Source organism: Gottfriedia acidiceleris (genome assembly GCF_036421055.1).
GTDB lineage: Bacteria > Bacillota > Bacilli > Bacillales > Bacillaceae_G > Gottfriedia > Gottfriedia acidiceleris_C.
The window spans coordinates 283,651-309,880 of the sequence record NZ_JAZGQS010000006.1 but is presented as its reverse complement, the minus strand read 5'-3'; the positions used below and the strand labels follow the sequence as shown (position 1 = coordinate 309,880).

Annotated in this window: 21 protein-coding genes, 1 pseudogene and 1 riboswitch; of the genes and pseudogenes, 21 read left to right on the top strand and 1 reads right to left on the bottom strand. The window is 35.7% G+C overall.

The window, feature by feature from the left end; all coding sequences use genetic code 11:
* Nucleotides 1–311: 311 nt before the first annotated feature.
* The 13 genes and pseudogenes from RAH41_RS11930 to purD all read left to right on the top strand — a co-directional run bounded on the left by RAH41_RS11930 (nt 312) and on the right by purD (nt 14,920).
* A pseudogene (locus RAH41_RS11930) lies at nt 312–1,408 on the top strand (PRK06851 family protein).
* Between the two features lie 441 nt (nt 1,409–1,849).
* Nucleotides 1,850–1,951: riboswitch (purine riboswitch) on the top strand.
* Nucleotides 1,952–2,080: 129 nt separating this feature from the next.
* The gene (gene purE / locus RAH41_RS11925; protein ID WP_097973951.1) at nt 2,081–2,566 is read left to right on the top strand and encodes a 5-(carboxyamino)imidazole ribonucleotide mutase; all 486 of its coding nucleotides are present in this window, start codon (nt 2,081–2,083) and stop codon (nt 2,564–2,566) included.
* Complete coding sequence (gene purK / locus RAH41_RS11920; RefSeq protein ID WP_331222693.1) at nt 2,563–3,711, top strand: 5-(carboxyamino)imidazole ribonucleotide synthase; 1,149 nt, start codon at nt 2,563–2,565, stop codon at nt 3,709–3,711. The genes purE and purK overlap by 4 nt, the downstream gene beginning before the upstream one ends.
* A complete protein-coding gene (gene purB / locus RAH41_RS11915) occupies nt 3,708–5,003 on the top strand; it encodes an adenylosuccinate lyase (protein ID WP_331222692.1) in 1,296 nt (431 codons plus the stop codon). Before purK ends, purB begins: the two co-directional genes overlap by 4 nt.
* Before the next feature lie 114 nt (nt 5,004–5,117).
* Complete coding sequence (purC, locus tag RAH41_RS11910; protein WP_331222691.1) at nt 5,118–5,840, top strand: phosphoribosylaminoimidazolesuccinocarboxamide synthase; 723 nt, start codon at nt 5,118–5,120, stop codon at nt 5,838–5,840.
* Nucleotides 5,828–6,082 (top strand): phosphoribosylformylglycinamidine synthase subunit PurS, encoded by a 255-nt coding sequence (purS, locus tag RAH41_RS11905; RefSeq protein WP_069032645.1) that lies wholly within the window; start codon nt 5,828–5,830, stop codon nt 6,080–6,082. Before purC ends, purS begins: the two co-directional genes overlap by 13 nt.
* Nucleotides 6,079–6,762: a phosphoribosylformylglycinamidine synthase subunit PurQ gene (purQ, locus tag RAH41_RS11900; protein ID WP_331222690.1), complete on the top strand. Its 684-nt coding sequence runs from the start codon at nt 6,079–6,081 to the stop codon at nt 6,760–6,762. The genes purS and purQ overlap by 4 nt, the downstream gene beginning before the upstream one ends.
* Nucleotides 6,746–8,968, top strand: coding sequence for a phosphoribosylformylglycinamidine synthase subunit PurL (gene purL / locus RAH41_RS11895; protein ID WP_331222689.1), 2,223 nt, complete (start codon nt 6,746–6,748; stop codon nt 8,966–8,968). Before purQ ends, purL begins: the two co-directional genes overlap by 17 nt.
* Complete coding sequence (gene purF, locus RAH41_RS11890; RefSeq protein ID WP_331222688.1) at nt 8,953–10,365, top strand: amidophosphoribosyltransferase; 1,413 nt, start codon at nt 8,953–8,955, stop codon at nt 10,363–10,365. Before purL ends, purF begins: the two co-directional genes overlap by 16 nt.
* 85 nt (nt 10,366–10,450) lie before the next feature.
* Nucleotides 10,451–11,488 (top strand): phosphoribosylformylglycinamidine cyclo-ligase, encoded by a 1,038-nt coding sequence (purM, locus tag RAH41_RS11885; RefSeq protein WP_331222687.1) that lies wholly within the window; start codon nt 10,451–10,453, stop codon nt 11,486–11,488.
* Entirely contained in the window at nt 11,488–12,051 is a 564-nt protein-coding gene (purN, locus tag RAH41_RS11880) for a phosphoribosylglycinamide formyltransferase (RefSeq protein ID WP_331222686.1), read from the top strand. Before purM ends, purN begins: the two co-directional genes overlap by 1 nt.
* Nucleotides 12,052–12,099: 48 nt before the next feature.
* Nucleotides 12,100–13,635 carry a bifunctional phosphoribosylaminoimidazolecarboxamide formyltransferase/IMP cyclohydrolase gene (gene purH, locus RAH41_RS11875; RefSeq protein ID WP_331222685.1) on the top strand — a complete coding sequence of 512 codons (1,536 nt, stop codon included), beginning with the start codon at nt 12,100–12,102 and terminating at the stop codon, nt 13,633–13,635.
* Nucleotides 13,636–13,654: 19 nt separating this feature from the next.
* Nucleotides 13,655–14,920, top strand: a complete 1,266-nt coding sequence (gene purD / locus RAH41_RS11870; protein ID WP_331222684.1) for a phosphoribosylamine--glycine ligase — start codon at nt 13,655–13,657, stop codon at nt 14,918–14,920.
* A gap of 109 nt (nt 14,921–15,029) precedes the next feature.
* Here purD and RAH41_RS11865 read toward each other — a convergent pair whose 3' ends face one another.
* Entirely contained in the window at nt 15,030–15,287 is a 258-nt protein-coding gene (locus RAH41_RS11865; protein ID WP_331222683.1) for a YgaP family membrane protein, read from the bottom strand.
* Between the two features lie 220 nt (nt 15,288–15,507).
* Between RAH41_RS11865 and RAH41_RS11860 the strand changes: the two genes are divergently transcribed.
* The 8 genes from RAH41_RS11860 to gatA all read left to right on the top strand — a co-directional run bounded on the left by RAH41_RS11860 (nt 15,508) and on the right by gatA (nt 26,223).
* A complete protein-coding gene (locus tag RAH41_RS11860) occupies nt 15,508–16,206 on the top strand; it encodes a heptaprenylglyceryl phosphate synthase (protein WP_331222682.1) in 699 nt (232 codons plus the stop codon).
* Nucleotides 16,206–18,383 (top strand): DNA helicase PcrA, encoded by a 2,178-nt coding sequence (gene pcrA / locus RAH41_RS11855; RefSeq protein WP_331222681.1) that lies wholly within the window; start codon nt 16,206–16,208, stop codon nt 18,381–18,383. The genes RAH41_RS11860 and pcrA overlap by 1 nt, the downstream gene beginning before the upstream one ends.
* Nucleotides 18,384–18,399: 16 nt before the next feature.
* Entirely contained in the window at nt 18,400–20,400 is a 2,001-nt protein-coding gene (gene ligA / locus RAH41_RS11850; protein WP_331222680.1) for an NAD-dependent DNA ligase LigA, read from the top strand.
* 74 nt (nt 20,401–20,474) lie between these two features.
* Nucleotides 20,475–21,677: a CamS family sex pheromone protein gene (locus tag RAH41_RS11845; protein ID WP_331222679.1), complete on the top strand. Its 1,203-nt coding sequence runs from the start codon at nt 20,475–20,477 to the stop codon at nt 21,675–21,677.
* A 201-nt stretch (nt 21,678–21,878) separates the two neighbouring features.
* Complete coding sequence (gene pruA, locus RAH41_RS11840) at nt 21,879–23,426, top strand: L-glutamate gamma-semialdehyde dehydrogenase (RefSeq protein ID WP_331222678.1); 1,548 nt, start codon at nt 21,879–21,881, stop codon at nt 23,424–23,426.
* 223 nt (nt 23,427–23,649) lie between these two features.
* Nucleotides 23,650–24,174: a deoxycytidylate deaminase gene (locus tag RAH41_RS11835; protein ID WP_069032658.1), complete on the top strand. Its 525-nt coding sequence runs from the start codon at nt 23,650–23,652 to the stop codon at nt 24,172–24,174.
* A gap of 289 nt (nt 24,175–24,463) precedes the next feature.
* The gene (gene gatC, locus RAH41_RS11830; RefSeq protein ID WP_069032659.1) at nt 24,464–24,754 is read left to right on the top strand and encodes an Asp-tRNA(Asn)/Glu-tRNA(Gln) amidotransferase subunit GatC; all 291 of its coding nucleotides are present in this window, start codon (nt 24,464–24,466) and stop codon (nt 24,752–24,754) included.
* Between the two features lie 14 nt (nt 24,755–24,768).
* Nucleotides 24,769–26,223: an Asp-tRNA(Asn)/Glu-tRNA(Gln) amidotransferase subunit GatA gene (gene gatA, locus RAH41_RS11825; RefSeq protein WP_331222677.1), complete on the top strand. Its 1,455-nt coding sequence runs from the start codon at nt 24,769–24,771 to the stop codon at nt 26,221–26,223.
* Nucleotides 26,224–26,230 lie beyond the last annotated feature (7 nt).

Below are 26,230 nucleotides of genomic sequence, written 5' to 3'. Positions count from 1 at the left end.
GCTCTTCAGCGTCGATGGTAGTTGGGGGTTTCCCCCTGTGAGAGTAGAACGTCGCCTGGTAACTAAAAAGCATCAGCTAACAAGCTGATGCTTTTTATGTTGAAATTTGAAATTGTCACATCTTATGATGACTTTACAAAAGTGAGGAAATATCAATACACTAAACGAATACATGCTTAAGGAACATCAAAAAGTTCGAATAATTTACTTTCTTTTTGCTAAAAAATTTATAATGTAAATAATAATAGTAATGCTGGGCAAACACCCTTAAATATAAATCTACATAGTTTAGATTGAATGGAGGGAAAAATATGAGAGGAAAAATACTCAATTATTATGCAGGAGGTAATACTGCAAAAGGGTTTTATAATCTCTATGACTCAGCTTTAGAGGATCTAGATAAACTATTCATTCTAAAAGGTGGTCCAGGTACTGGTAAATCAACTTTAATGAAAAGAATTGGAGAACTGATTGTAAATAAGGGAATCGATATTGAATATTTACATTGTTCTTCAGATACCAATTCAGTTGATGGCTTAATTATCCCGAAATTTCAAATAGGTATAGTAGATGGTACGGCTCCGCATGTAATTGAACCTAAAGCTCCAGGAGTTATTGAGGAATATGTGAATTTAGGTGTTGCTTGGGACTCTAAGAAATTATCCGTACACAAGGAAGCAATACTATCACTAAATGATGAAATATCCAAGAAGTTTCAACGGCATATGATACATTTGCTGCTTCCTTAAAGGCACATGATGAGATTGAGGAAATTTATATTTCTAATATGGACTTCTTAGAAGCTAATAAACTGACTGATGAATTGATAGGGTTATTTTATGGTAATGACAATATTACTGAAAAAAACTCCAAAGTAAAACATAGATTTTTAGGTGCAGCAACTCCTAGTGGTGCAGTTGACTATATTCAAAATTTAACAGAAGAAATCGAAAAGCGCTATTTTATAAAAGGTAGAGCTGGTTCCGGTAAATCAACAATGTTAAAGAAAATAGCAGCTGCTGGAGAAGAAAGAGGCTTTGATGTAGAGATATATCACTGTGGATTTGATCCAAACAGCCTTGACATGGTAATTATCCCTGAAAAAAGTATTGCCATCTTTGACAGTACAGCACCACATGAATATTTTCCTGATCGTGAAAATGATGAGATTATTGATATGTACGAAAGATGTATTAAGCCAGGAACAGATGAGAAATACGCAATTGAAATTGAAAGAACAACGAATTCATACAAAGCTAAAATGAAAGAAGCAATATCATATTTAGCGGAAGCTAAAGTTCTTAGAGACGAATTAGAAGCGATTTATATTGGAGCTATGGACTTTTCAAAAGTTGATAAAATTCAGAGTCAATTAATAGAAGAAATTGAAAGTATTATAAAGAGCTAAATTTTTTTATTTTTGAAAAGATGTTACCAAGAAAATTATTAAAAATTTGAATAAAAAAATGAAAGAGAAATTCATACAAGATGCTCCGAAAAAGCGGTTCTACTAATCGTCACATTATATATCTCTACTGAAGTAGTAACAAAAGAATGTTTTAAAGTAACATCAACTCCAACTAAAGTAATGGTTATTTAATAAAAGTCAATCATTGAAAAAGCTATTTTTCCTATTTATTATAGGGATAGATAGCTTTTTTGTTTTTTATTGATTAGTTGATAATAGAAACCCGAATAAGAAATAAAAAAAATATAGTCGCTATCAGTAATTTAATAAAAATTGACATCATAGAATGTGAAAAGTATACTAAAACACGAACATTAAAATATTTTTTAAGAAAAACATTCATATTTTATTGAAAAAAGAGTTATAAATTGATACTATAGAGATAGGAAATTTAGCAAACCTCATATAAGTTTGGGAATATGGCCCAAAAGTTTCTACCTAGTAACCTTAAATTACTGGACTATGAGGGGAAGTTAATCACACGTGTACGTTATTTAGTATACGCCTAAGTAGATTATCTTTCTCACCATAGAGGGATAGTTCTACTTAGGCGTTTTTTGTTGGAAATTTTTTGTAAAAATAAAAAAGTGAATAAACTTGGGGGAAAAGCAGATGAAACCGGTAGTTGGTGTCATTATGGGGAGTACAAGTGATTGGGAAACAATGAAACATGCTTGTGATGTGTTAGAAGAGCTAAATATAAGCTACGAAAAACGAGTTGTTTCGGCACATCGTACACCAGATTTAATGTTTGAGTATGCAGAATCAGCTAGAGAACGAGGTATTAAAGTAATCATTGCAGGTGCAGGCGGGGCTGCTCACTTACCAGGAATGGTAGCAGCAAAAACGACGCTTCCAGTAATTGGTGTACCAGTACAATCAAAGGCATTAAATGGATTAGATTCATTATTATCAATTGTGCAAATGCCAGGTGGAGTACCTGTTGCTACTGTTGCAATTGGTAAAGCAGGTGCGACGAATGCTGGCTTACTTGCAGCTCAAGTATTAAGTATCCAAGATCAAGAAGTTTATTTAGCATTAGAAACTCGTCGTGAAAACACTACTAAACAAGTTCTAGAAAGCAGTGAATCACTATGAATAACAAAGTAATTTTACCAGGACAAACAATAGGAATCATCGGTGGAGGCCAACTTGGAAGAATGATGGCACTTTCGGCGAAAGAAATGGGCTATAAAATAGCTGTTTTAGATCCTACTCCAAACTCGCCTTGTGGGCAAGTATCTGATATAGAGATTACGGCTGAGTATTCAAATATAGAAGCAATTAAACAGCTTGCGAAAGTAAGTGATGTTATAACATATGAATTTGAAAATATTGATGTAAACGCACTTGAGTATCTAGATGAACATTCTTATTTACCTCAAGGTAGTGAGTTGTTAAAGCTAACAAGAAATAGATTAACTGAAAAAACAGCTATTCAAAATTTAGGCATTAAGGTTGCTCCATTTCGACTAGTAGAAAATGAAGAGCAATTTTCTGAAGCAGTTACGAAAATAGGTTTACCGGCTGTTTTGAAAACGACAACAGGTGGTTATGACGGAAAAGGGCAAGTTGTTTTAAGATCTGAAGAAGACTTTGTTGAAGCGTTAGAACTTGTTAAAAAACAGCAATGTATTCTTGAGGGCTGGGTTCCTTTTGAAAAAGAATTGTCAATAATTGTCGCAAGAAATAGTAATGGAGAGGTAAATACGTTTCCAATAGCAGAGAATGTTCATATAAATCAAATTCTGCATACTTCATCTGTACCGGCAAATACCTCAAAACTAGTAATAGAAACGGCAGAGAACTATGCAAAAAAAGTAGCTAGCTCGTTTCATCTTGTAGGGGTTTTAGCAATCGAGTTATTTGTAACAGAAGATGAGCAGGTTTATATTAATGAATTAGCTCCGCGTCCACATAATACAGGACACTATACGATGGAGGCAGTTGAAACTTCACAATTTAAGCAGCATATACGAGCGGTTTGTAATTTGCCATTAGGGAACACTGAATTACTTAAACCAGTTGTAATGGTGAATATACTAGGTGAACATGTTGAAGAAGTATTGAATGTAATGCAAAATGATAGTACATTAAATGTTCATCTTTATGGTAAAGAAGAAAGCAAAAAAGGCCGTAAAATGGGACATATTAATATAATGGCAGCATCAGCAGAACTAGCGATGGAAAAAGTACAAGAGTTAGGGATTTGGAAACAAAACCCGGTGGAGGTAAAAATATGATTGAACGTTATTCACGCCCAGAAATGGCAGCAATTTGGACAGAAGAAAACAAATTTAAAGCTTGGTTAGAAGTTGAAATCTTAGCATGTGAAGCATGGGCTGAATTAGGAGATATTCCTAAAGAAGACGTAAAGGTGTTACGTGAAAAAGCTTCTTTCGATATAAACCGAATTTATGAAATTGAAAAAGAAACACGTCATGACGTAGTTGCATTTACACGTGCAGTTTCTGAAACATTAGGCGACGAACGTAAATGGGTACATTATGGCTTAACATCAACTGATGTAGTAGACACGGCACTTTCATACTTACTACGTCAGGCAAATGATATCTTATTAAAAGATTTAGAGAATTTCATTGGAATTCTTGAAAACAAAGCTAAAGAACATAAGTACACAGTAATGATGGGACGTACTCACGGTGTACATGCTGAACCAACTACTTTTGGCTTAAAACTTGCTTTATGGACTGAAGAAATGAAGCGTAACTTAGAGCGATTTAAGAATGCGATTGAAACAGTTCGAGTAGGTAAAATCTCAGGCGCTGTTGGAACTTACGCAAATATTCCTCCATTTGTTGAAGAATATGTTTGTGAAAAGTTAGGAATTCAAGCAGCTCCAATTTCAACTCAAACTTTACAACGTGATCGTCATGCTCACTACATGGCAACATTATCATTAATTGCAACTTCAATTGAGAAGTTTGCAACCGAAGTACGTGGATTACAAAAAAGTGAAACACGCGAAGTTGAAGAATTCTTTGCAAAAGGTCAAAAAGGCTCTTCTGCAATGCCACATAAACGTAATCCAATTGGATCTGAAAACATGACAGGTTTAGCTCGTGTAATTAGAGGTCATATGGTTACGGCTTATGAAAATGTATCACTTTGGCATGAAAGAGATATCTCACATTCATCTGCAGAAAGAATCATCTTACCGGATGCAACAATACTTTTAAATTACATGTTAAATCGATTTGGAAATATTGTTAAAAACCTTACAGTATTCCCTGAGAATATGAAACGTAACATGGACCGTACTTACGGATTAATTTATTCTCAACGTGTACTTCTTGCTTTAATTGAAAAAGGAATGTCTCGTGAAGAGGCTTATGATACTGTTCAACCAAAAGCAATGGAAGCTTGGGAAACTCAAGTACAGTTTAAAGAACTTGTGGAAGCAGAAGAAAAAATTACTTCTTTATTATCTCAAGAAGAAATTAATGATTGCTTTGATTACAGCTACCACTTAAGTCAAGTCGATACAATTTTTGAACGCTTAGGATTAAATTAATAAATATTGTTTGGCTAAGATTAGAGATAAAAATTCTTAGCCAAACGATTCAAATAACAGATAAAGTATAAATTCTATTGGGTGTTTAAATGAGGATATGGGAGGCTTGTTAGCATGGCAGAGCAAGTAATGTTGTATGAGGGAAAAGCAAAAAGAATTTTCTCAACTGAGAATCCTGAAATTGTAAGAGTTGAGTACAAAGATTCAGCAACGGCATTTAACGGTGAAAAGAAAGCAGAGATTGCCGGTAAAGGTCGCTTGAATAATGCAATTACTAGTTTACTATTTTCAAAGTTAATGGAAGCAGGTATTGCATCTCATTTCGTAGAAAAAACATCAGAACTTGAACAACTTGTAAAACGAGTAACAATTGTACCAATTGAAGTAGTTGTTAGAAATATCGTTGCTGGTAGCTTATCAAAACGCATGGGATTAGATGAAGGTGTTAAGTTAGAAAAGCCAATCATTGAGTTTTATTACAAACGTGATGACTTAGGTGATCCAATTATTAATGAAGATCATATTGCTGCACTTAAACTAGCAACAACTGAAGATCTTGAAACAATTAAAGAGATTGCTCTCCGTGTTAATGATGTACTAGTAGAACAGTTTAATGCATGTAATGTTCGTTTAGTTGATTTTAAATTAGAGTTTGGCAAATTAAATGATGGAACAATTTTGTTAGCAGATGAGATTTCACCTGATACTTGCCGATTATGGGATAAAGATACAAACGCGAAATTTGATAAAGATGTATTCCGTAGAGATTTAGGTAACTTAACAGATGGATACGAAGAAATTTTAAAACGCTTAGGGGGATTATCATGTTCAAAGTAAGAGTATTCGTTACATTAAGAGAAAGTGTTTTAGATCCACAAGGAAATGCAGTTAAAAACGCACTTCATAGCATGAATTTTAGCGAAGTTCAAGATGTTCGTATCGGTAAATATATGGAATTATTAATTGATAAAAATGTTGCAGATTTAGATACTACAGTAAAAGAAATGTGCGAAAAGTTATTAGCAAACATCGTAATTGAAGATTACCGTTATGAGGTAGAGGAGGTAGTCGCACAGTGAAGTTTGCAGTAATTGTGTTCCCGGGCTCAAATTGTGATGTAGATATGTATCATGCAATCAAAGATGAGTTAGGCGAAGAAGTAGAGTACGTATGGCATGATTCAACGAATTTAGATGAATTTGATGGTATCTTATTACCAGGTGGCTTCTCATATGGAGATTACTTACGCTCTGGCGCAATTGCAGGTTTTGCAAACGTGATGGATGCGGTGAAGAAAGCTGCTGCAGAAGGTAAACCAGTATTTGGCGTTTGTAATGGATTCCAAATCCTAACTGAAGCAGGTCTATTACCAGGTACACTTCGACGTAATGAGAAATTAAAATTTATGTGTAAGCCTGTTGAACTAGTTGTTGAAAACAATGAATCAATGTTTACAACTGGTTATGAAAAAGGTCAAGTAATTACAGTTCCAATCGCACATGGTGAAGGAAATTACTATTGCGATCAAGAAACATACGAATCACTTAAAAGTAATAATCAGATAATTTTCCGTTATCAAAATAATCCGAACGGTAGTTTAGATGATATCGCAGGAATTGTTAATGAAAAAGGAAATGTATTAGGTATGATGCCACACCCTGAGCGTGCTGTTGATGCATTATTAGGTAGTGCAGACGGACTTCAACTATTTCGTTCGATTGTAAGAAACTGGAGGGAAAACCATGTCGTTACTTCTTGAGCCAAATCCTATTCAAATTGAAAATGATAGAATTTATGCCACTATGGGCTTAACTGATGAAGAGTTTCAATTAATCAAATCAATTATTGGTCGCAATCCGAACTATACAGAGCTTGGATTATTCTCAGTAATGTGGTCTGAACATTGTAGTTATAAAAATTCAAAACCTTTATTACGTAAATTCCCAATAAGCGGTGAGCATGTTTTACAAGGACCAGGTGAAGGAGCAGGTATAGTTGATATTGGCGATGAGCAAGCTGTAGTATTTAAAATCGAAAGCCATAATCACCCTTCTGCAATTGAACCATACCAAGGTGCTGCAACTGGTGTAGGTGGAATTATTCGTGATGTATTTTCAATGGGAGCACGTCCTGTTGCACTTCTAAATTCTTTACGATTTGGTGAATTAGAAACTCCAAGAGTTAAGTATTTATTTGAAGAAGTAGTTGCAGGTATTGCTGGATATGGAAACTGTATTGGTATTCCAACAGTTGGTGGAGAAGTAAACTTCGATCCATGTTACGAAGGCAATCCTTTAGTAAATGCAATGTGTGTTGGATTAATCAATCATAAAGATATTAAAAAAGGTCAAGCGCATGGTGCTGGAAATACAGTAATGTACGTTGGTGCTTCAACTGGTCGTGACGGAATTCATGGTGCAACTTTTGCTTCTGAAGAGTTATCTGATGCCTCTGATGAAAAACGCCCAGCGGTACAAGTAGGCGATCCATTTATGGAGAAGTTATTACTTGAAGCATGTTTAGAAGTTGTTCAAAATGATGCTCTTGTTGGTATTCAAGATATGGGTGCAGCTGGATTAACATCTTCATCTGCTGAGATGGCTTCTAAAGCAGGAATGGGAATTGAGATGAATCTGGATTTAGTTCCTCAACGTGAAGCTGGTATGACAGCTTACGAAATGATGCTATCGGAATCTCAAGAACGTATGTTACTAGTTGTAGAAAAAGGTAGAGAGCAAGAAATCGTAGACTTATTTGAAAAGTATGATTTACATGCGGTATCTGTAGGACGTGTTACAGATGATAAGATGCTTCGCTTACTTCATAATGGTGAGGTTGTAGCTGAATTACCTGTAGATGCTCTTGCTGAAGAAGCGCCAGTCTATCATAAGCCATCAGCTGAACCTGCTTATTATGGCGAGTTCCAAGCGATGGAAAACTATATTCCTGAAATTAGTGATTCAAAAGAAACGTTAAAACAATTACTTTCTCAACCTACAATCGCAAGTAAAGAGTGGGTTTACGGTCAGTATGATTACATGGTTCGTACAAATACAGTGGTTGCTCCAGGTTCAGATGCTGCAGTAATTAGAATTCGTGATACAAAAAAAGCTTTAGCAATGACAACTGACTGTAATGCACGCTACTTATATTTAGATCCTGAAGTTGGTGGGAAAATTGCAGTAGCAGAAGCAGCTCGTAATGTAGTTTGTTCAGGTGCTCGTCCACTTGCAATTACAGATTGCTTAAACTTCGGAAACCCTGAAAAACCTGAGATTTTCTGGCAATTAGAAAAAGCAACAGATGGTATGAGTGAAGCTTGTAATGTATTAAGTACTCCTGTAATCGGTGGAAACGTATCATTATATAACGAAACAAATGGTGAAGCAGTTTATCCAACTCCAGTAGTAGGTATGGTAGGTCTAATTGAAGATGTAAAGCATATTACGACTCAAAACTTTAAAACTGCTGGCGATTTAATTTATGTAATCGGTGGAGCAGAAGCTGAATTCGGTGGAAGTGAGCTTCAAAAATTATTAAATGGCAAAATCTTTGGTAAAGCACCAAGTATTGATTTAGCTGTTGAATCTAGTCGTCAAGAGCAAATTCTTGCTGCTATTCAAGCAGGTGTAGTTGCTTCAGCACACGATATTTCTGAAGGTGGTCTAGCTGTAGCGATTGCAGAAAGCACATTTGGTCCGTCAGAAGTTGGTGCAACTATTACGATTGAAGGAAATGAGGTTGTTTCATTATTTAGCGAAACTCAATCACGTTTCTTACTTTCAGTTAAACCTGAACATAAAGAACAATTCGAAGCATTAGTAGTAGATGCAAAGTTAATCGGTACAGTTACAGAAGAAACATCAGTAACAGTTCGTAATGAAAACAATGAAACAGTTCTTCATGCTTCAGTTGAGGAACTGAAACAAGCTTGGAAAGAGGCGATCCCATGCTTGCTGAAATAAAAGGACTAAACGAAGAGTGTGGAATATTCGGAATTTGGGGGCATACTGATGCTGCCCAAATCTCTTACTATGGTCTTCATAGCTTACAACATAGAGGCCAAGAAGGAGCAGGAATTGTTGTAACGAATGGGACTGAACTTGAAGGTGCAAAGGGACTTGGGTTAATAACAGAGGTTTTCAGTAAAGGTCAATTAAATGATTTACACGGAAAAGCTGCTATTGGTCATGTTCGTTATGCAACTGCAGGTGGAGGCGGCTATGAAAATGTTCAGCCTCTATTATTCCAATCGCACACTGGAAGCATTGCTCTTGCACATAATGGTAATTTAGTAAATGCTTCAAGATTACGTAAAGACTTAGAGATGCAAGGTAGTATTTTTCAAACTACTTCTGATACTGAAGTGCTTGCTCATTTAATTAAACGTAATGGTTCTGCTCCATTAAAAGATAGCATTAAAGCATCTTTAAATATGATCAAAGGGGCTTTCGCTTACTTAGTTCTAACAAAGGATGCAATGTATGTTGCACTAGATCCAAATGGCTTTAGACCATTGGCATTAGCTAAACTTGGTGATGCTTATGTTGTAGCATCAGAGACTTGTGCATTTGATGTAGTCGGAGCTAAATATATTCGAGATATTAATCCAGGAGAATTACTTATTATTTCAGACAATGGGGTGGAAACTGATCAGTTTACTTCATCAGTTAATCACACAATTTGTAGTATGGAATATATTTATTTCTCTCGTCCTGATAGCAATATTGATAATATCAATGTTCATGCCGCACGTAAAAATATGGGGCGTGTATTAGCAAATGAAGCTCCTGTTGAAGCTGACGTAGTAATCGGTGTTCCAGATTCAAGTATTTCAGCAGCAGTTGGTTACGCAGAAGAATCTGGTATTCCATATGAACTTGGATTGATTAAAAACCGTTACGTAGCTCGTACATTTATTCAACCTTCTCAAGAACTTAGAGAGCAAGGAGTTAAGATGAAACTTTCTCCAGTTCGTTCGATCGTTGAAGGGAAGCGAGTAGTAATGGTAGATGATTCAATCGTTCGTGGAACTACAAGCCGCCGAATTGTACAAATGTTACGTGATGCAGGTGCAAGTGAGGTTCATGTTCGAATTGGGGCACCACCATTGAAAAATCCTTGCTATTACGGTATTGACACTTCAACAAGAGAAGAGTTAATTGCTGCAACTAATACAATAGATGAAATTTGCGAAGAAATTGGTGCAGATTCATTAGAATTTATTAGTTTAGAAGGATTACTAAATGCTATTGGTCGAAATCATGAGGGACCAAATAGAGGGCAATGTACTGCTTGTTTTACAGGGAAGTATCCAACAGTGATCTATGATGAAAATGAATTAGTACACTCTCATAATTAATATTAAAAAACAGAGGCGGTGAGCAAAGTCGCCGCCTCTTTTCAATTGAATCTATTCATAAGGAACTGAAAGGGGAAATCATCACATGGCGAATGCATATAAACAAGCTGGAGTAGATATTGAAGCTGGCTATGAAGCAGTGAACAGAATGAAGAAACACGTTCAAAAAACAATGCGTCAAGAAGTTCTTGGTGGATTAGGAGGATTTGGAGGAATGTTTGATCTTTCCAAATTCAACTATAAGGAACCAGTTCTTGTATCAGGGACAGATGGAGTAGGAACAAAATTAAAATTAGCTTTCCAAATGGACCGTCACGATACGATTGGCATTGATGCAGTCGCGATGTGTGTGAATGATATTGTGGTTCAAGGAGCGGAGCCTTTATTTTTCCTAGATTACTTAGCAGTTGGCAAAGCTGTACCTGAACGAATTGAGCAAATTGTAAAAGGTGTATCTGAAGGTTGCGTTCAAGCAGGCTGCGCTTTAGTCGGAGGAGAAACTGCAGAAATGCCTGGTATGTATCCAGAAGATGAATATGACGTTGCTGGTTTTGCAGTAGGAATTGCTGACAAGTCGAAGCTTGTAACAGGACAAAGTATTAAAGAAGGAGATATCTTATTAGGAATCTCATCAAACGGGATCCATAGTAATGGATATTCTCTAGTTCGTAAGGTTTTATTAGAAAAAGGTGGCTTAACGCTTGATCAACATATTGATAAATTAGGTCATACTTTAGGCGAAGAACTTTTACGCCCAACTAAAATTTATGTAAAACCAATCTTAAATGTACTAAAAAAGTTTGAAGTAAAAGGTATGGCACATATTACTGGTGGTGGGTTTATTGAAAATATCCCAAGAATGCTTCCAGAAGGAATCGGTGCAGAAATTGATTACGGTTCATGGCCAATCCAACCAATCTTTGATTTATTAGAAGAGATTGGTGAATTGAAGCGCGAAGAAATGTTTAATATTTTTAATATGGGTATTGGAATGGTTCTTGCAGTTAATGAAGAGAACTTACATGACACTATTAAACTATTAGAAGAAGACGGAGAAAAAGTATTTATTATCGGAAGAACAAAAGCAGGTGAAGGTGTTACCTTTGGCGGAGGTTCTCTGTAATGAAGAAGATTGCCGTATTTGCTTCAGGAAATGGCAGCAACTTCCAAGCCATTCTTGATGCAACTCTAAGCGGAGAAATAAATGCTGAAGTGAAATTACTTGTTTGTGATCGTCCAAATGCATTTTGTATCGAACGAGCAAAACAGGCAAATATTCCATCATTTATATTTTCAGCAAAAAACTATGAATCAAAAGAGCAATATGAATGTGAAATTATTGCCCATCTTAAAGAGTTAAATGTCGAATTTATCGTATTAGCTGGCTATATGAGATTGATTGGTCCGACAATTTTAGACTCATTTCCTGGGAAAATAGTAAATATTCATCCTTCATTTCTACCATTATTTCCTGGAAAAGACGCAATTGGTCAAGCTCTCCTAGCAGGTGTCGAATCGACTGGTGTAACAGTTCATTATGTCGATGAAGGAATGGATACTGGTCCAATTATTGCGCAAGAAGAAATTCTGATTGAAAAGGGAGATTCTAAAGAGTCTCTAGAACAGAAGGTTCATAGTGTCGAGCATGTTTTATATGTGCAAACACTAAAAAAATTGTTTAGTTAATTAGATTAGATATAGAGCATGAAATCGATTTAGATAGGGGAATGTATCATGAAAAAAAGAGCTTTAGTTAGCGTTTCAGATAAACAAGGGATTATTGAATTTGTAAGTGGATTAATTAAACATGATTTTGAAGTTATTTCAACAGGTGGAACTTATAATTTATTAAAAGATGCTGGATTAAATGTAATTGGTATTTCAGAAGTAACTAACTTTCCAGAAATTATGGATGGTCGTGTAAAAACATTACATCCTTCAATTCACGGAGGTTTACTAGGTGTTCGTTCAAATGAAGAACATATGCGTCAAATGAACGAGTTAGGTATTCAGCCAATTGATTTAGTTTGTGTAAATTTATATCCGTTTAAAGAAACGATTATGAAGTCTGATGTTACATTTGAAGATGCAATTGAAAATATCGATATCGGTGGCCCTACAATGCTTCGTTCAGCAGCTAAAAACCATGAATTTGTATCTGTAGTAGTTGACCCAACAGATTATGAAGTAATTTTATCTGAGTTAGCTGAAAATAATACGGTTTCAATTGATACGAATCGTCGATTAGCTGCTAAAGTTTTCCGTCATACAGCAGCTTATGATTCATTAATTTCAAATTATTTAACAGAGCAAGTAGGCGAAGAAAATCCTGAAAGCTATACTGTTACTTACGAATTAAAACAATCTTTACGTTATGGTGAAAATCCTCACCAAAAAGCGACATTCTATCGTGCTCCAATGCCAACAGTTTCGTCTATTGCTTATGCAGAGCAATTACATGGTAAAGAGCTTTCTTATAACAATATTAATGACGCTAATGAAGCATTAAATATTGTACGCGAATTCTCAAATCCAGCTGTTGTCGCTGTAAAACATATGAACCCTTGTGGAGTAGGCGAAGGCACTACAATTGAAGAAGCTTATGATCGTGCTTATACTGCTGATCCTGTTTCAATTTTTGGAGGAATTATTGCGACAAACCGTGAAGTTGATGCTGCAACAGCTAAGAAAATGCATGAATTATTCTTAGAAATTATAATCGCTCCTTCTTTCAGTGAAGAGGCTTTAGAAATCTTAACTAGTAAAAAGAACTTACGTTTATTAACAGTAGACTTAGAAACTCAGCCTACTTTTGCACCTAAATTAACAACAGTTCATGGTGGCTTATTACGTCAAGATATGGATACATTTGGATTAGATGATGCAACAATTACAGTCCCTACAAAACGTCAACCGACTGATGAAGAGTGGGAGAATTTAAAATTAGGTTGGAAAGTTGTAAAACATGTTAAATCAAATGCAATTGTTTTAGCGAAAGATCATATGACGATCGGTGTTGGTGCAGGTCAAATGAATCGCGTTGGAGCTGCAAAAATTGCGATTGAGCAAGCTGGCGAAAAATCAATTGGCTCGGCGTTAGCTTCAGATGCATTTTTCCCTATGAATGATACAGTAGAAGCAGCTGCTAAAGCTGGTATTACAGCAATTATTCAACCAGGCGGATCAATTAAAGATGAAGATTCAATCAAAAAAGCTGATGAATATGGAATTGCAATGGTCTTTACAGGGGTTCGTCACTTTAAACATTAAGAAATAAGGAGATGACAAGATGAAAGTATTAGTCATTGGTCGCGGAGGCCGTGAGCATACAATTGCTTGGAAGGTAAATCAATCGGAGAACGTAACAGATGTATTTGTTGCTCCAGGAAACGATGGAATGATTGATGTTGCAACACTTGTCAATATTGATGAAAGTGACCATGAAGCACTTATTGCATTTGCAAAAAAGGAAGCAATTGATTTAACAATCGTTGGTCCTGAAGTTCCTTTAATGAACGGGATTGTAAATGATTTTCGTGATGCTAATTTAAAGATATTTGGTCCAACTAAGGAAGCAGCAATTATTGAAGGAAGTAAAAGCTTTACAAAGGATTTAATGAAAAAATACGCTATTCCGACTGCAGCTTATGAAACATTTACTAATTTTGAAGAAGCAAAAGCATATGTTGAAAAAGTTGGTGCACCGATTGTTATTAAAGCTGATGGATTAGCAGCTGGTAAAGGTGTAGTTGTAGCGATGACATTAGAAGAAGCAATCGTAAGCCTTCATGACATGCTACTTGATGAAAAGTACGGCGATGCAAGTGCATCTGTAGTAATTGAAGAATATTTAGAGGGCGAAGAATTCTCTTTAATGTCGTTTGTTAACGGGAATAAGGTTTATCCTATGGTTATCGCTCAAGACCATAAACGTGCTTATGATGGTGACAAAGGACCTAATACGGGTGGTATGGGTGCTTATTCGCCAGTACCACAAATCTCAGAGTCAGTTGTTGAACAATCTTTAAAAGAAATAGTAGTACCAGTTGCAGAAGCAATGATTTCTGAAGGAAGATATTTTACTGGAATACTTTATGCTGGTTTAATGTTAACAAGCCAAGGACCTAAAGTAATCGAGTTTAATGCAAGATTTGGGGATCCAGAGACGGAAGTTGTTTTACCTCGTTTAGAGAGTGAGCTAGCTGAAGTGTTGTTAGGAATACTGAATGAAGAAGAAATCAATTTAGAATGGTCAGAGGAAGCTGTTGTTGGAGTTGTTCTTGCTGCAAACGGATATCCTGAAGTTCCTGAGAGTGGTGCTGTAATATCTGGATTAGATAATGTAAGTAATGAAACAATGGTTTTCCACGCAGGTACAAAGCTTGAAAATAATGAATATGTTACAAATGGTGGAAGAGTATTAATTATTGCACACAAAGGAAGCTCCATTAATGAAGCTTGCGAAAATGTATATAAACAAATTGATACGGTTCAATCAACTGGCTTATTCTATCGCCACGATATAGCTCATAAAGCAATTAAAGTAAATAGTTAGTAAGAAAGGGTCGTCATTAATGATTAATGACGACCCTATTTCTTGTTGAAATAGGAACTAGTGTTCTATTTTTATCTATACAATCTACTCCATTTTTGATAAACTACTTTTATGAAGGTTGGATGTAATCTTCGAATGTATCTCCCTCGTCGTGTTTATCTGCCATAACCTTACATTTCTTACCAAGAGCAGTCATTGGGCAAAAACGTAATACTCCCTCTGCAACTTTCATGGCACCGATTATGATCAAAATGATAACAGAATTACTACATCTTCTGCGTGTAAGCTTTGCTGTGCCATAGGCTAAAATTGTTAAGCCAGCAGTTAAACGGATAAGTGCATTTATAATGCTAATATTTGGTCTCAACAGTAACTCCCCTTATAATAAGTATCAGTGATTAAATCACTCTTTACCATTTTTCCCTATAATTGTTTCAATATCATAGGAAACAATTAGTATTAATTACTTAAAATGGGGACGTAGGGTTACTTTTCCTTTCTAATAAGATACAATACATTTATATTTTTGATAAAAGTACTTATAAAAATAGATAAATTAATGTTAAAAAACAATTCCGGAGGACAAAATGTACGATTATTCACAATGGAATCACATATTTAAATTAGATCCAAACAAAGAAATCTCTGATGAGGAATTAGAAAAAATTTGTGAGTCAGGAACGGATGCAATTTTAGTAGGTGGAACGGACGATGTAACGTTAGATGCTACGATATCTCTATTAGTTAGAATAAGACGCTATGCAGTACCATGTATTTTAGAAGTATCAAATCTTGAAGCCGTAACGCCAGGTTATGATTTTTATTTTATCCCAACAGTTTTAAATAGTAATGATCCAAAGTGGATTATTGGAATGCATCAACAAGCAATGAAAGAATTCGCTCATTTAGTTCATGCTGAAGAATTGGTAATGGAAGGCTATTGTATATTAAATGAAGAGTGTAAGGCTGCAAAGCTGACAAATGCAGTGACAGATCTTTCAGTAGAAGATATTGTAGCTTATGCGGAAGTTTCTGAGCAATTATTAAAATTACCGATTTTTTACTTAGAATATAGCGGCACATACGGCTCACCCGAGGTGGTAGAAGAGGTATCAAAAGTATTAAACAATACGAAGTTATTCTATGGTGGTGGAATTTCATCAGCTCAACAAGCAATAGAGATGAAGCAATTTGCTGATACGATTGTTGTTGGGAACATTATATATGATAACTTACAAGAGGCTTTACTTACTGTGAAAGCTGTGAAAGAAGGAGCGACGAAGTAATGAAAACAGCAGAAGAATTATTGCAAGGTTTAAATCCGATGCAAAAAGAGGCCGTTAAAACGGTTGATGGTCCTTTATTAATTATGGCTGGAGCAGGTTCAGGTAAGACTCGAGTATTAACACATCGAATTGCGTACTTATTAGGCGAAAAAGGTGTCGCTCCTTGGAATATCCTTGCGATCACGTTTACAAATAAAGCAGCTAGAGAGATGCAAGAGCGAATTTTTAATCTAGTTGGAAAAGATGCAGAAGATATTTGGATATCAACATTTCACTCAATGTGTGTACGTATCCTTCGTAGAGATATTGATCGTATTGGATTCAATAGAAGCTTTTCTATATTAGATACAACTGACCAATTAACAGTTATAAAAAATATCCTTAAAGAGAAAAACTTAGACTCAAAGAAATTTGATCCACGTAGCATTTTAGGAACTATTAGCAGTGCAAAAAATGAACTACAAACTGCCGCTGATTATTCAAGAGATGCTTTTACACCATATGAAAAAGTAGTTGGAGAAATTTATGCATCTTATCAAGATCGACTACGTAAAAATCATTCTTTAGATTTCGATGATTTAATTATGATGACAATTAATTTGTTTGAACGTGTTCCAGAAGTACTACAATATTATCAACGAAAATTTCAATATATTCACGTTGATGAGTATCAAGATACAAACCATGCTCAATATAAAATTGTAAAATTACTTGCCGAGCAATTCAAAAATATTTGCGTTGTAGGTGATTCAGACCAATCAATTTATCGCTGGCGTGGAGCAGATATTTCTAATATTCTTTCATTTGAAAAAGATTACGAAAATGCACAAGTTATTCTGTTAGAACAAAACTATCGTTCGACTCAAACGATTCTTGATGCAGCTAACGCAGTTATTACGAATAATTCAAATCGTAAAGCCAAAAAGCTATGGACAGAAAATGGAGAAGGTAGTCCAATTCATTATTTCAGAGCTGCCTCTGAACAAGACGAAGGATACTTCGTAGCTGGAAAGTTAGCCCAATGGAAAAAAGAAGGCGTTCATCAATATAGTGATGTTGCTATTCTATATCGTACGAATGCACAATCACGTGCAATGGAGGAAGTTTTAGTTAAGTCTAATATTCCTTATAAAATGGTCGGCGGAGTAAAGTTCTATGATCGTAAAGAGATTAAAGATGTACTTGCCTACTTAAGGTTTATTGCCAATCCAGATGATGAGATCAGTTTTTCAAGAATTATTAATGTACCAAAACGTGGTGTAGGCGCAGCGTCCGTAGATAAGATTATTAACTATAGCATAATGAATGACTTATCTTTATCTGATACTTTAGAGCAAATTGATTTCGTTGGATTAAGTGGAAAAATCACAAAAGCAGTTGGAGATTTCCATGCTATGACGAAAAACTGGCAACAGATGCTAGATTACTTATCAGTAACAGAACTAGTTGAAGAAGTACTTGATAAAACAGGCTATATCCAAATGTTAAAAGACGAAAATACAATTGAATCTGCTTCTAGAATCGAAAATATTGAAGAGTTTTTAACAGTAACAAATGCTTTTGAAGAAAGCAGTGAAGATAAAAGTTTAGTATCATTTTTAACTGATTTAGCTTTAGTTTCTGATATTGATCAAGCTGATAAAGAAGAGTCACAAGCAGATGAAGTTATATTAATGACGCTTCACTCTGCAAAAGGTTTAGAGTTCCCGGTAGTCTTTCTAATCGGTTTGGAAGAAGGTATTTTCCCACATAGCCGTTCTTTAATGGACGAAGAAGAAATGGAAGAAGAAAGACGATTAGCATATGTAGGTATAACACGTGCGGAAAAGGATTTATATATTACAAATGCTCAAACACGTACACTTTATGGTCGCACTAGTGTAAACCAAGAATCCCGCTTTATTAATGAAATTCCTGATGAATTATTAGATCGTGCTAATAAGAAAGTAGTAACTGAGCGCCGTGCTGTATCTAGACCGGCAGTAGCAATGAAAACAACAGGCGGAGAGTCACTAGGTTGGAGAGTTGGAGATAAAGCTTCTCATGGTAAATGGGGAATTGGTACAGTTGTAAGTGTAAAAGGAGAAGGTGAAGCAATGGAGTTAGATATTGCATTCCCAAGTCCTGTTGGTATTAAGCGTTTATTAGCAAAATTTGCTCCAATTACGAAAGCATAGAAGGGATCGAGAGCTCTTGGATCAAAAAATCATTGATAAAGTTGAAGAACTAAGAACAAAATTAAATCAATACAACTATGAGTATTACGTATTAGATCAGCCATCAGTGCCAGATGCCGAGTATGATTCACTATTACATGAATTAATTGGATTAGAAGAACAATATCCTTCTATTTTAACACCAGATTCTCCATCACAGCGTATAGGTGGACAGGCAATTGATTTGTTCGAAAAAGTCGTTCACAGTCATCCGATGTTAAGCCTAGGAAATGCGTTTAATGAGGGAGATTTAAGAGATTTCGACCAAAGAATTAGACAGGATTCAGCAGGTGTTTCTTATGTTTGTGAACTTAAAATAGACGGTTTAGCCGTTTCGCTTCAATATGAAAATGGATTGTTTGTCAAAGGTGCAACTCGTGGTGATGGTACAGTTGGTGAAGATATTACGCATAATTTAAAGACGATTAAAGCCATTCCATTAAGACTTTCTGAGCCAATTACAATAGAAGCTCGTGGTGAAGCATTTATGCCAAAAGCTAGTTTCGAAAAGGTTAATGAATCACGTGAAAAGAACGGAGAAGAATTATTTGCAAATCCAAGAAATGCAGCGGCTGGTTCATTACGCCAACTTGACCCAAAAATTGTTGCAAAGAGAGATTTATCGTTCTTCGTTTACGGATTCCCAACAGCTGAGGAATTTTCAATTCAAAAGCATAGCGAAGCATTAGACTATCTTCATAAACTTGGATTTAAAACAAATACTTTCCGCAAAACATGTCATTCAATTGAAGAAGTAATTGAATACGTTGAGGAATGGAAAGAAAAACGCCCGTCATTGCCTTATGAGATTGATGGAATTGTCATAAAAGTGGATGAATACAGTATTCAGAAAAAACTAGGATCAACAGCAAAAGTACCAAGATGGGCTATTGCATATAAGTTCCCAGCTGAAGAAGTAGTTACAAAATTAGTAGATATCGAATTAAGTGTTGGACGAACAGGTGTGGTAACACCAACTGCAATTTTAGAACCTGTACGTGTTGCAGGTACAGTAGTAAAACGTGCATCTCTTCATAATGAAGATTTAATTAAAGAAAAAGACATTCGAATTGGTGACTCAGTTGTTATTCGCAAGGCTGGAGATATTATTCCTGAAGTAGTAAATGTACTAATAGACCGTCGTACTGGTGATGAACAGCCTTTTGCAATGCCAACTCACTGCCCTTCATGTGATCATGAATTGATAAGAGTTGCAGGTGAAGTAGCACTACGCTGTGTGAATCCTTTCTGTCCATCTCAAATTCGAGAAGGATTAATTCATTTTGCGTCTCGTGATGCAATGAATATCGAAGGTCTAGGCGAACGAGTAGTATCGCAATTATTCGATGCAAATTTGATTAAGACATTTACAGATCTTTATCTTCTAACGAAAGAACAATTATTATCACTTGAACGATTTGGAGAAAAGTCAGCAGATAAATTAATTTCTGCGATTCAAGCGTCTAAAGAAAATTCACTTGAAAAATTATTATTTGGTTTGGGTATTCGTCATGTAGGTGCTAAAGCAGCAAAAACATTAGCACAGCATTTCCAAACAATTGATCGACTGATGGAAGCATCGGTTGAGGAAATAACCGGAATTAATGAAATTGGTTCTAAAATGGCTCAGTCAATCAATGATTATTTTTCACAAGACGAAGTAAAAGAACTTATTTCAACGTTTAAAACTGTTGGAGTAAATACTGAATATAAAGGGATTCAAGTTGAAAATATTAATATGGATTCTCTTTTTGCTGGTAAAACAGTAGTATTAACTGGTAAGCTAGAACAGATGACTAGAAGTGAGGCTAAAAAGCAATTAGAAGCACTTGGCGCAAAAGTAGCAGGAAGTGTTAGTAAAAGCACGGATCTAGTCATTGCAGGTGAGGCAGCTGGATCGAAATTAGATGCTGCACGTAAATTAAATATCGAGATTTGGGATGAAGAGAGAATGGTTAAAGAGCTTCAACCACAATAATATTTTAATCAACTAGAGGACGGATTAATGAGAAGTGTAGTTCGTTCACTTAATAAGTAGAAGGTGTGAGTTAGATGAAAAAACGTATAGGAATGCTCCTATGTTGTTTTTCGCTCATCTTATCTGGCTGTTCATTATCAATAAAGAATGAAGATAAGGTTGTACAAGAGAGCAATAACAAAAAAGGGGAAGACGCAATCATACCGCGTTATTCAATATCAAATGATTACTACAAGACAATACTTCCATTTAAACCGAGTAAAACAAGAGGTGCTGTCGTTGCAAATATCGATAATAGACTTGATATTAGTGAATTTGAGTTAGGTTTAATGCGAATTGTACAAGAGCAATATTCAACAAAAGATTACCTGTATCAAGAAGGACAATTATTAAGTAAAAAAACGGTGGAATCTTGGCTGAAAAGGAAGTATACTCCTTCACAATTTAAACAAAAACAAGATGCACTAAAAAGCGCAAATTTAAAACCAAGTTCGATTACAAATGATGGATTGAATCCAATTCAAACGGATACAAAAAATCTTACTGAAGATCAAAAGGCTAAACTAGCTCCGATATTTTTAAATTCTATTTTAGAGCAGGATTATCTAAAAAAGGACGGAAAAGAAGTAAAAGTTGAGGGTGTAGCAATTGGTTTAGCAATGAACTCTGTTTATTATTATCAAGAGGAGCACGGTTACCCAAGAGAGCTTAAAATTCCTCAAGATGAAATGATTAAACAAGGTAAAGCAATCGCTCAAGAAATTTTGACGCGAGTGCGAAAAATGGACGAATTTAAAGATATTCCAATCACATTTGCTATTTTCCGTCAGCAAAGCCAATCATCTGTAGTACCTGGAAACTATGTTGCGATGTCTTCAGTTTCTGGAAATGACACCTCTATTAGCAACTGGGATAAAATAAATGAGAAATATTATTTATTCCCTTCAGCTGCTGCAACTGCAGATTACCGAGATGATGCAATGAAAATGGTTAATTTTAAATCAGATATAGAAAATTATTTTCCGAATTATACTGGTGTTGTAGGCACTGGTTTTTATAAGGATAATGAATTAATACAACTAAAAATTGATATACCTATGCAATTTTATGGTAAAGCAGAAGTTATAGCTTTTACTCAGTATGTAGCGGGACTTATGATGGACCATTTCCCTTCATACTTAAAGGTTGAGACGAATATTTTCTCATCAAATGGACAGGAAGCACTCATCGTAAAAGACGTAGATGCTAAGGAGCCAAGTGTGCATATTTATAACTAAAAGGAAGAGGACTACTCTTCCTTTTTTTTATTTAAGGGAAAAATCTGTAAGCGTTTCAGAATTGAAGTATATATAGGAATATTGTATTATGTAATTGTGAGTTTTTTACTTAGTAGTTATTCTACTAGCAATTGACTGAAAAAACTGATAGAAAAACGGTTACAGTTATTGCTATTTTCAAACTAAAGGGGGATTTATTCAATGGTTATACCTTACAAACATGAGCCATTTACTAATTTTGGCTTAGAGGAAAATCAAGAACAATACAAACAAGGATTAGTAAAAGTTTCATCTTATTTAGGTGAAAAATATCCACTAATCATTGGTGGAGAGCGTATCTTTACAGAAGAACAAATCGTATCTGTAAATCCTTCAAATCATAAAGAAGTTATTGGATCTGTATCTAAAGCAAGCCGCGACTTAGCTGAAAAAGCTATGCAAATTGCTGATACAACTTTTAATACATGGAAAAAAGTTAAACCTGAAGTTCGTGCTGACATCTTATTCCGCGCGGCTGCAATTATTCGTCGTCGTAAACACGAATTCTCAGCTTTATTAACAAAAGAAGCTGGTAAACCTTGGAATGAAGCAGATGCTGATACAGCTGAAGCAATCGATTTCTTAGAGTTCTATGCTCGTCAAATGTTACAATTAAAAGACGGAATTCCTGTTGAAAGCCGTCCTGGTGAATATAACCGTTTCAACTACATTCCATTAGGTGTTGGTGTTGTAATCTCTCCTTGGAACTTCCCATTTGCTATCATGGCTGGGACAACTGTAGCTGCTGTAGTAACAGGTAACACTGTTCTATTAAAACCAGCAAGTACAACTCCAGTAGTTGCTTACAAATTCTTAGAAGTATTAGAAGAAGCTGGATTACCTGCAGGAGTAGTAAACTTCGTACCAGGTAGTGGTGCTGAAGTAGGAGATTACTTAGTTGATCACCCACGCACTCGTTTCATCAGCTTTACAGGTTCTAAAGAAGTAGGTTTACGTATTTATGAGCGTGCTTCAAAAGTAAACCCAGGTCAAATCTGGTTAAAACGTGTTATCGCAGAAATGGGCGGTAAAGATACAATCGTAGTTGATAAAGAAGCTGATTTAGAATTAGCTGCTAAATCAATCGTTGCATCTGCATTTGGTTTCTCTGGTCAAAAATGTTCAGCATGTTCTCGTGCAGTAATTCACCAAGATGTGTATGATCAAGTTCTTGATCGTGCAATCGAATTAACAAACGAATTAACAGTTGGAAACCCAGAAGACCGTTCAAATTTCATGGGTCCAGTTAATGACCAAGCTGCATTCAATAAAGTAATGAGCTACGTACAAATTGGACGTGAAGAAGGTCGTGTAGTAACAGGTGGAGAAGGAGACGACTCTACTGGTTGGTTCATCAAACCAACAATCGTTGCTGACGTTAAAGAAGATGCTCGTTTAATGAAAGAAGAAATCTTCGGACCAGTTGTAGCATTCTGCAAAGCTAAAGACTTTGATCACGCTTTAGAAATTGCTAACAACACTGAATACGGTTTAACAGGTGCTGTTATCTCTAACAACCGTGCAAACATCGAAAAAGCACGTGAAGAATTCCACGTTGGTAACTTATACTTTAACCGTGGATGTACTGGTGCAATCGTTGGTTACCAACCTTTTGGTGGATTCAACATGTCAGGTACTGACTCAAAAGCAGGCGGACCAGACTACCTAGTTCTTCACATGCAAGGTAAAACAACTTCAGAAATGCTTTAATAAATAGTAAGGCAAGGCTTGTCTTTTGGACAAACTTTAAAAGAGGAAACCCACGAAGAAATTCTTTGTGGGTTTCTTTGTAATTTTAAATGAGTAGCGTAATCAGAAATGGTTCACAATGTTGATGAAAACCTTAACACTAAATATTTACATGCAGAACCCTTACCCATATTATTATGCTATAATTTTAAATAAATGATAGTGAACAGAGAGAAGGGATACCATGCAAATTTTACAAAGAATTATTCAATTAGTAGATTCAATTCCTTTAGGAACACGCGATGATTGGGACTCTTATTTTTTAGGACAGGCATTTATAACTTCTCTTCGTTCAACTTGTGGAAGTAGAAGGGTTGGAGCAGTTATCGTAAGTGATAATAGAATAATTGCTTCTGGGTATAATGGATATCCGAAAGGTGCTAAGCATTGTATTGATGGGGGATGTCCACGCTTTGCTGCTCGTCAAGAAGGGTTATTAGATAGTGGTAAATACTCAGATCAGTATCCTTGTGATGCATTCCATGCTGAAGAAAATGCAATTTATCAATTAGTACAATCAGGAATTCAAAAAACGAAAGGTGATAATTGGACAATTTATTGTACAACTGCACCGTGTAGAGCTTGTGCAAAAATGATAAATGGAGCAGGGATTACTAGAGTTGTATATAATGTAGGTTATCCGGATGATTATTCGATTGAGTATTTTAAAAAATATGGAATTGAACTAACAAGAATCCCTGCTGAATAAACTTTAGTCCATATTTAAACAAACGTTTGATTAATTTTATATGTAAGAATTTGGTGTACAGACTGTTTGCAAGCGATTGTCTTTCGAGGTTCGTTTAGCCTGATGAGGAGCGGATTTATCCTATACGATAATGAGCTTATAGTTAGGTCAAGTAACCAAGAAGGAGCGCTTTTGGCGGACAGTCTGTAATTATTTTACTAGTATTTAAGTGGAATGTTGCCCGACACATGGGAAATTTGGTATTATCAGTATATTGTATGTTGTGCGAATAATATGGAGGTGCATATAAATGTCAAAAATTACAATGGAGCAAGTTAAGCACGTTGCTCATTTAGCGCGTTTAGCGGTGACAGAGGAAGAAGCAGAGAAGTTTTCAAAACAACTTGGGGCAATTTTAGATTTTGCTGAGCAATTAGGTGAACTTGATACTACAAATGTGAAACCAACTACACATGTTCTAAAAATGCGTAATGTATTACGTAAAGATGAGCCAGGTAAAGGTTTACCAATTGAAGAGGTACTGAAAAATGCACCAGACCACAAAGATGGACAAGTTAAAGTACCGTCAATATTGGATTAAGGGGTGAAATTAGAATGTCATTATTTGAATATACAGTTTCAGAATTACATAGCAAATTAAAATCAAAAGAGATTAAAGTAGAAGAATTAGTAAATGAATCTTATGAGCGAATCTCTGCAGTTGATGGTGAAGTAAAATCATTTTTAACTTTAAATGAAGAACAAGCGCGTTTACAAGCGAAAGCACTAGATGAAAAGCCATGGGATGAGTCTCGTGGGATTCTTTCTGGTATGCCTATTGGTGTAAAAGATAATATTGTTACAAAGGGTCTGCGTACTACTTGTGCGAGTAAAATTCTTGAGAACTTCAATCCAATTTATGATGCGACAGTTGTAACGAAATTAGCACAAGCTGAGAGCATTACGATCGGTAAATTAAATATGGATGAATTTGCAATGGGTTCATCTAATGAAAATTCTGCGTTCGGTGGTACTCGTAACCCTTGGAATACTGAATACGTTCCAGGCGGAAGTAGCGGTGGGTCTGCAGCTTCAGTTGCTGCTGGAGAAGTATTATTCTCTTTAGGTTCTGATACTGGTGGATCAATCCGACAACCAGCTTCATTCTGTGGAGTTGTTGGTTTAAAACCTACATATGGTCGTGTATCTCGTTCAGGTTTAGTAGCATTTGCATCTTCTCTAGATCAAATTGGCCCAATTACTAGAAATGTAGAAGATAATGCATTGTTATTACAAGCAATTTCAGGTTTAGATGCAAGTGACTCAACTTCCGCAAATGTAGAAGTTCCTTCATTTGTTAAAGCTTTAACAGGCGATGTAAAAGGTCTTCGTATCGCTGTACCTAAAGAATATTTAGGAGAAGGCGTTGGTGAAGAAGCTCGTGCATCTGTTATGGCTGCTTTAAACTTATTAGAAAGCTTAGGCGCTACTTGGGAAGAGGTTTCATTACCACATTCTAAATACGCATTAGCGACATATTATTTAATTTCTTCATCTGAAGCATCTGCTAACTTAGCTCGTTTCGATGGTATTCGCTACGGTCACCGCGCAGCTGATGTGGAAAACTTAATTGATCTTTATAAGAAAACTAGAGCTGAAGGCTTTGGAGACGAAGTAAAACGTCGTATCATGTTAGGTACTTACGCTTTAAGTTCTGGTTACTATGATGCTTACTATAAAAAAGCTCAACAAGTTCGTACATTAATAAAAGAAGATTTCGAGAAAGTATTTGAAAACTATGATGTGATTATTGGCCCAACTACACCAACTCCTGCATTTAAAGTTGGAGAAAAAGTAAGTGATCCAATGACAATGTACGCAAATGATATTTTAACGATTCCTATTAACTTAGCAGGTGTTCCTGCGATTTCTGTTCCTTGTGGTTTCCATAATGGTCTTCCATTAGGATTACAAATTATCGGTAAACATTTTGATGAGTCTACAATTTACAGAGTTGCCCATGCATACGAGCAAGCAACTGACTTTACAAAACAAAGACCACAACTATAAGGAGGCG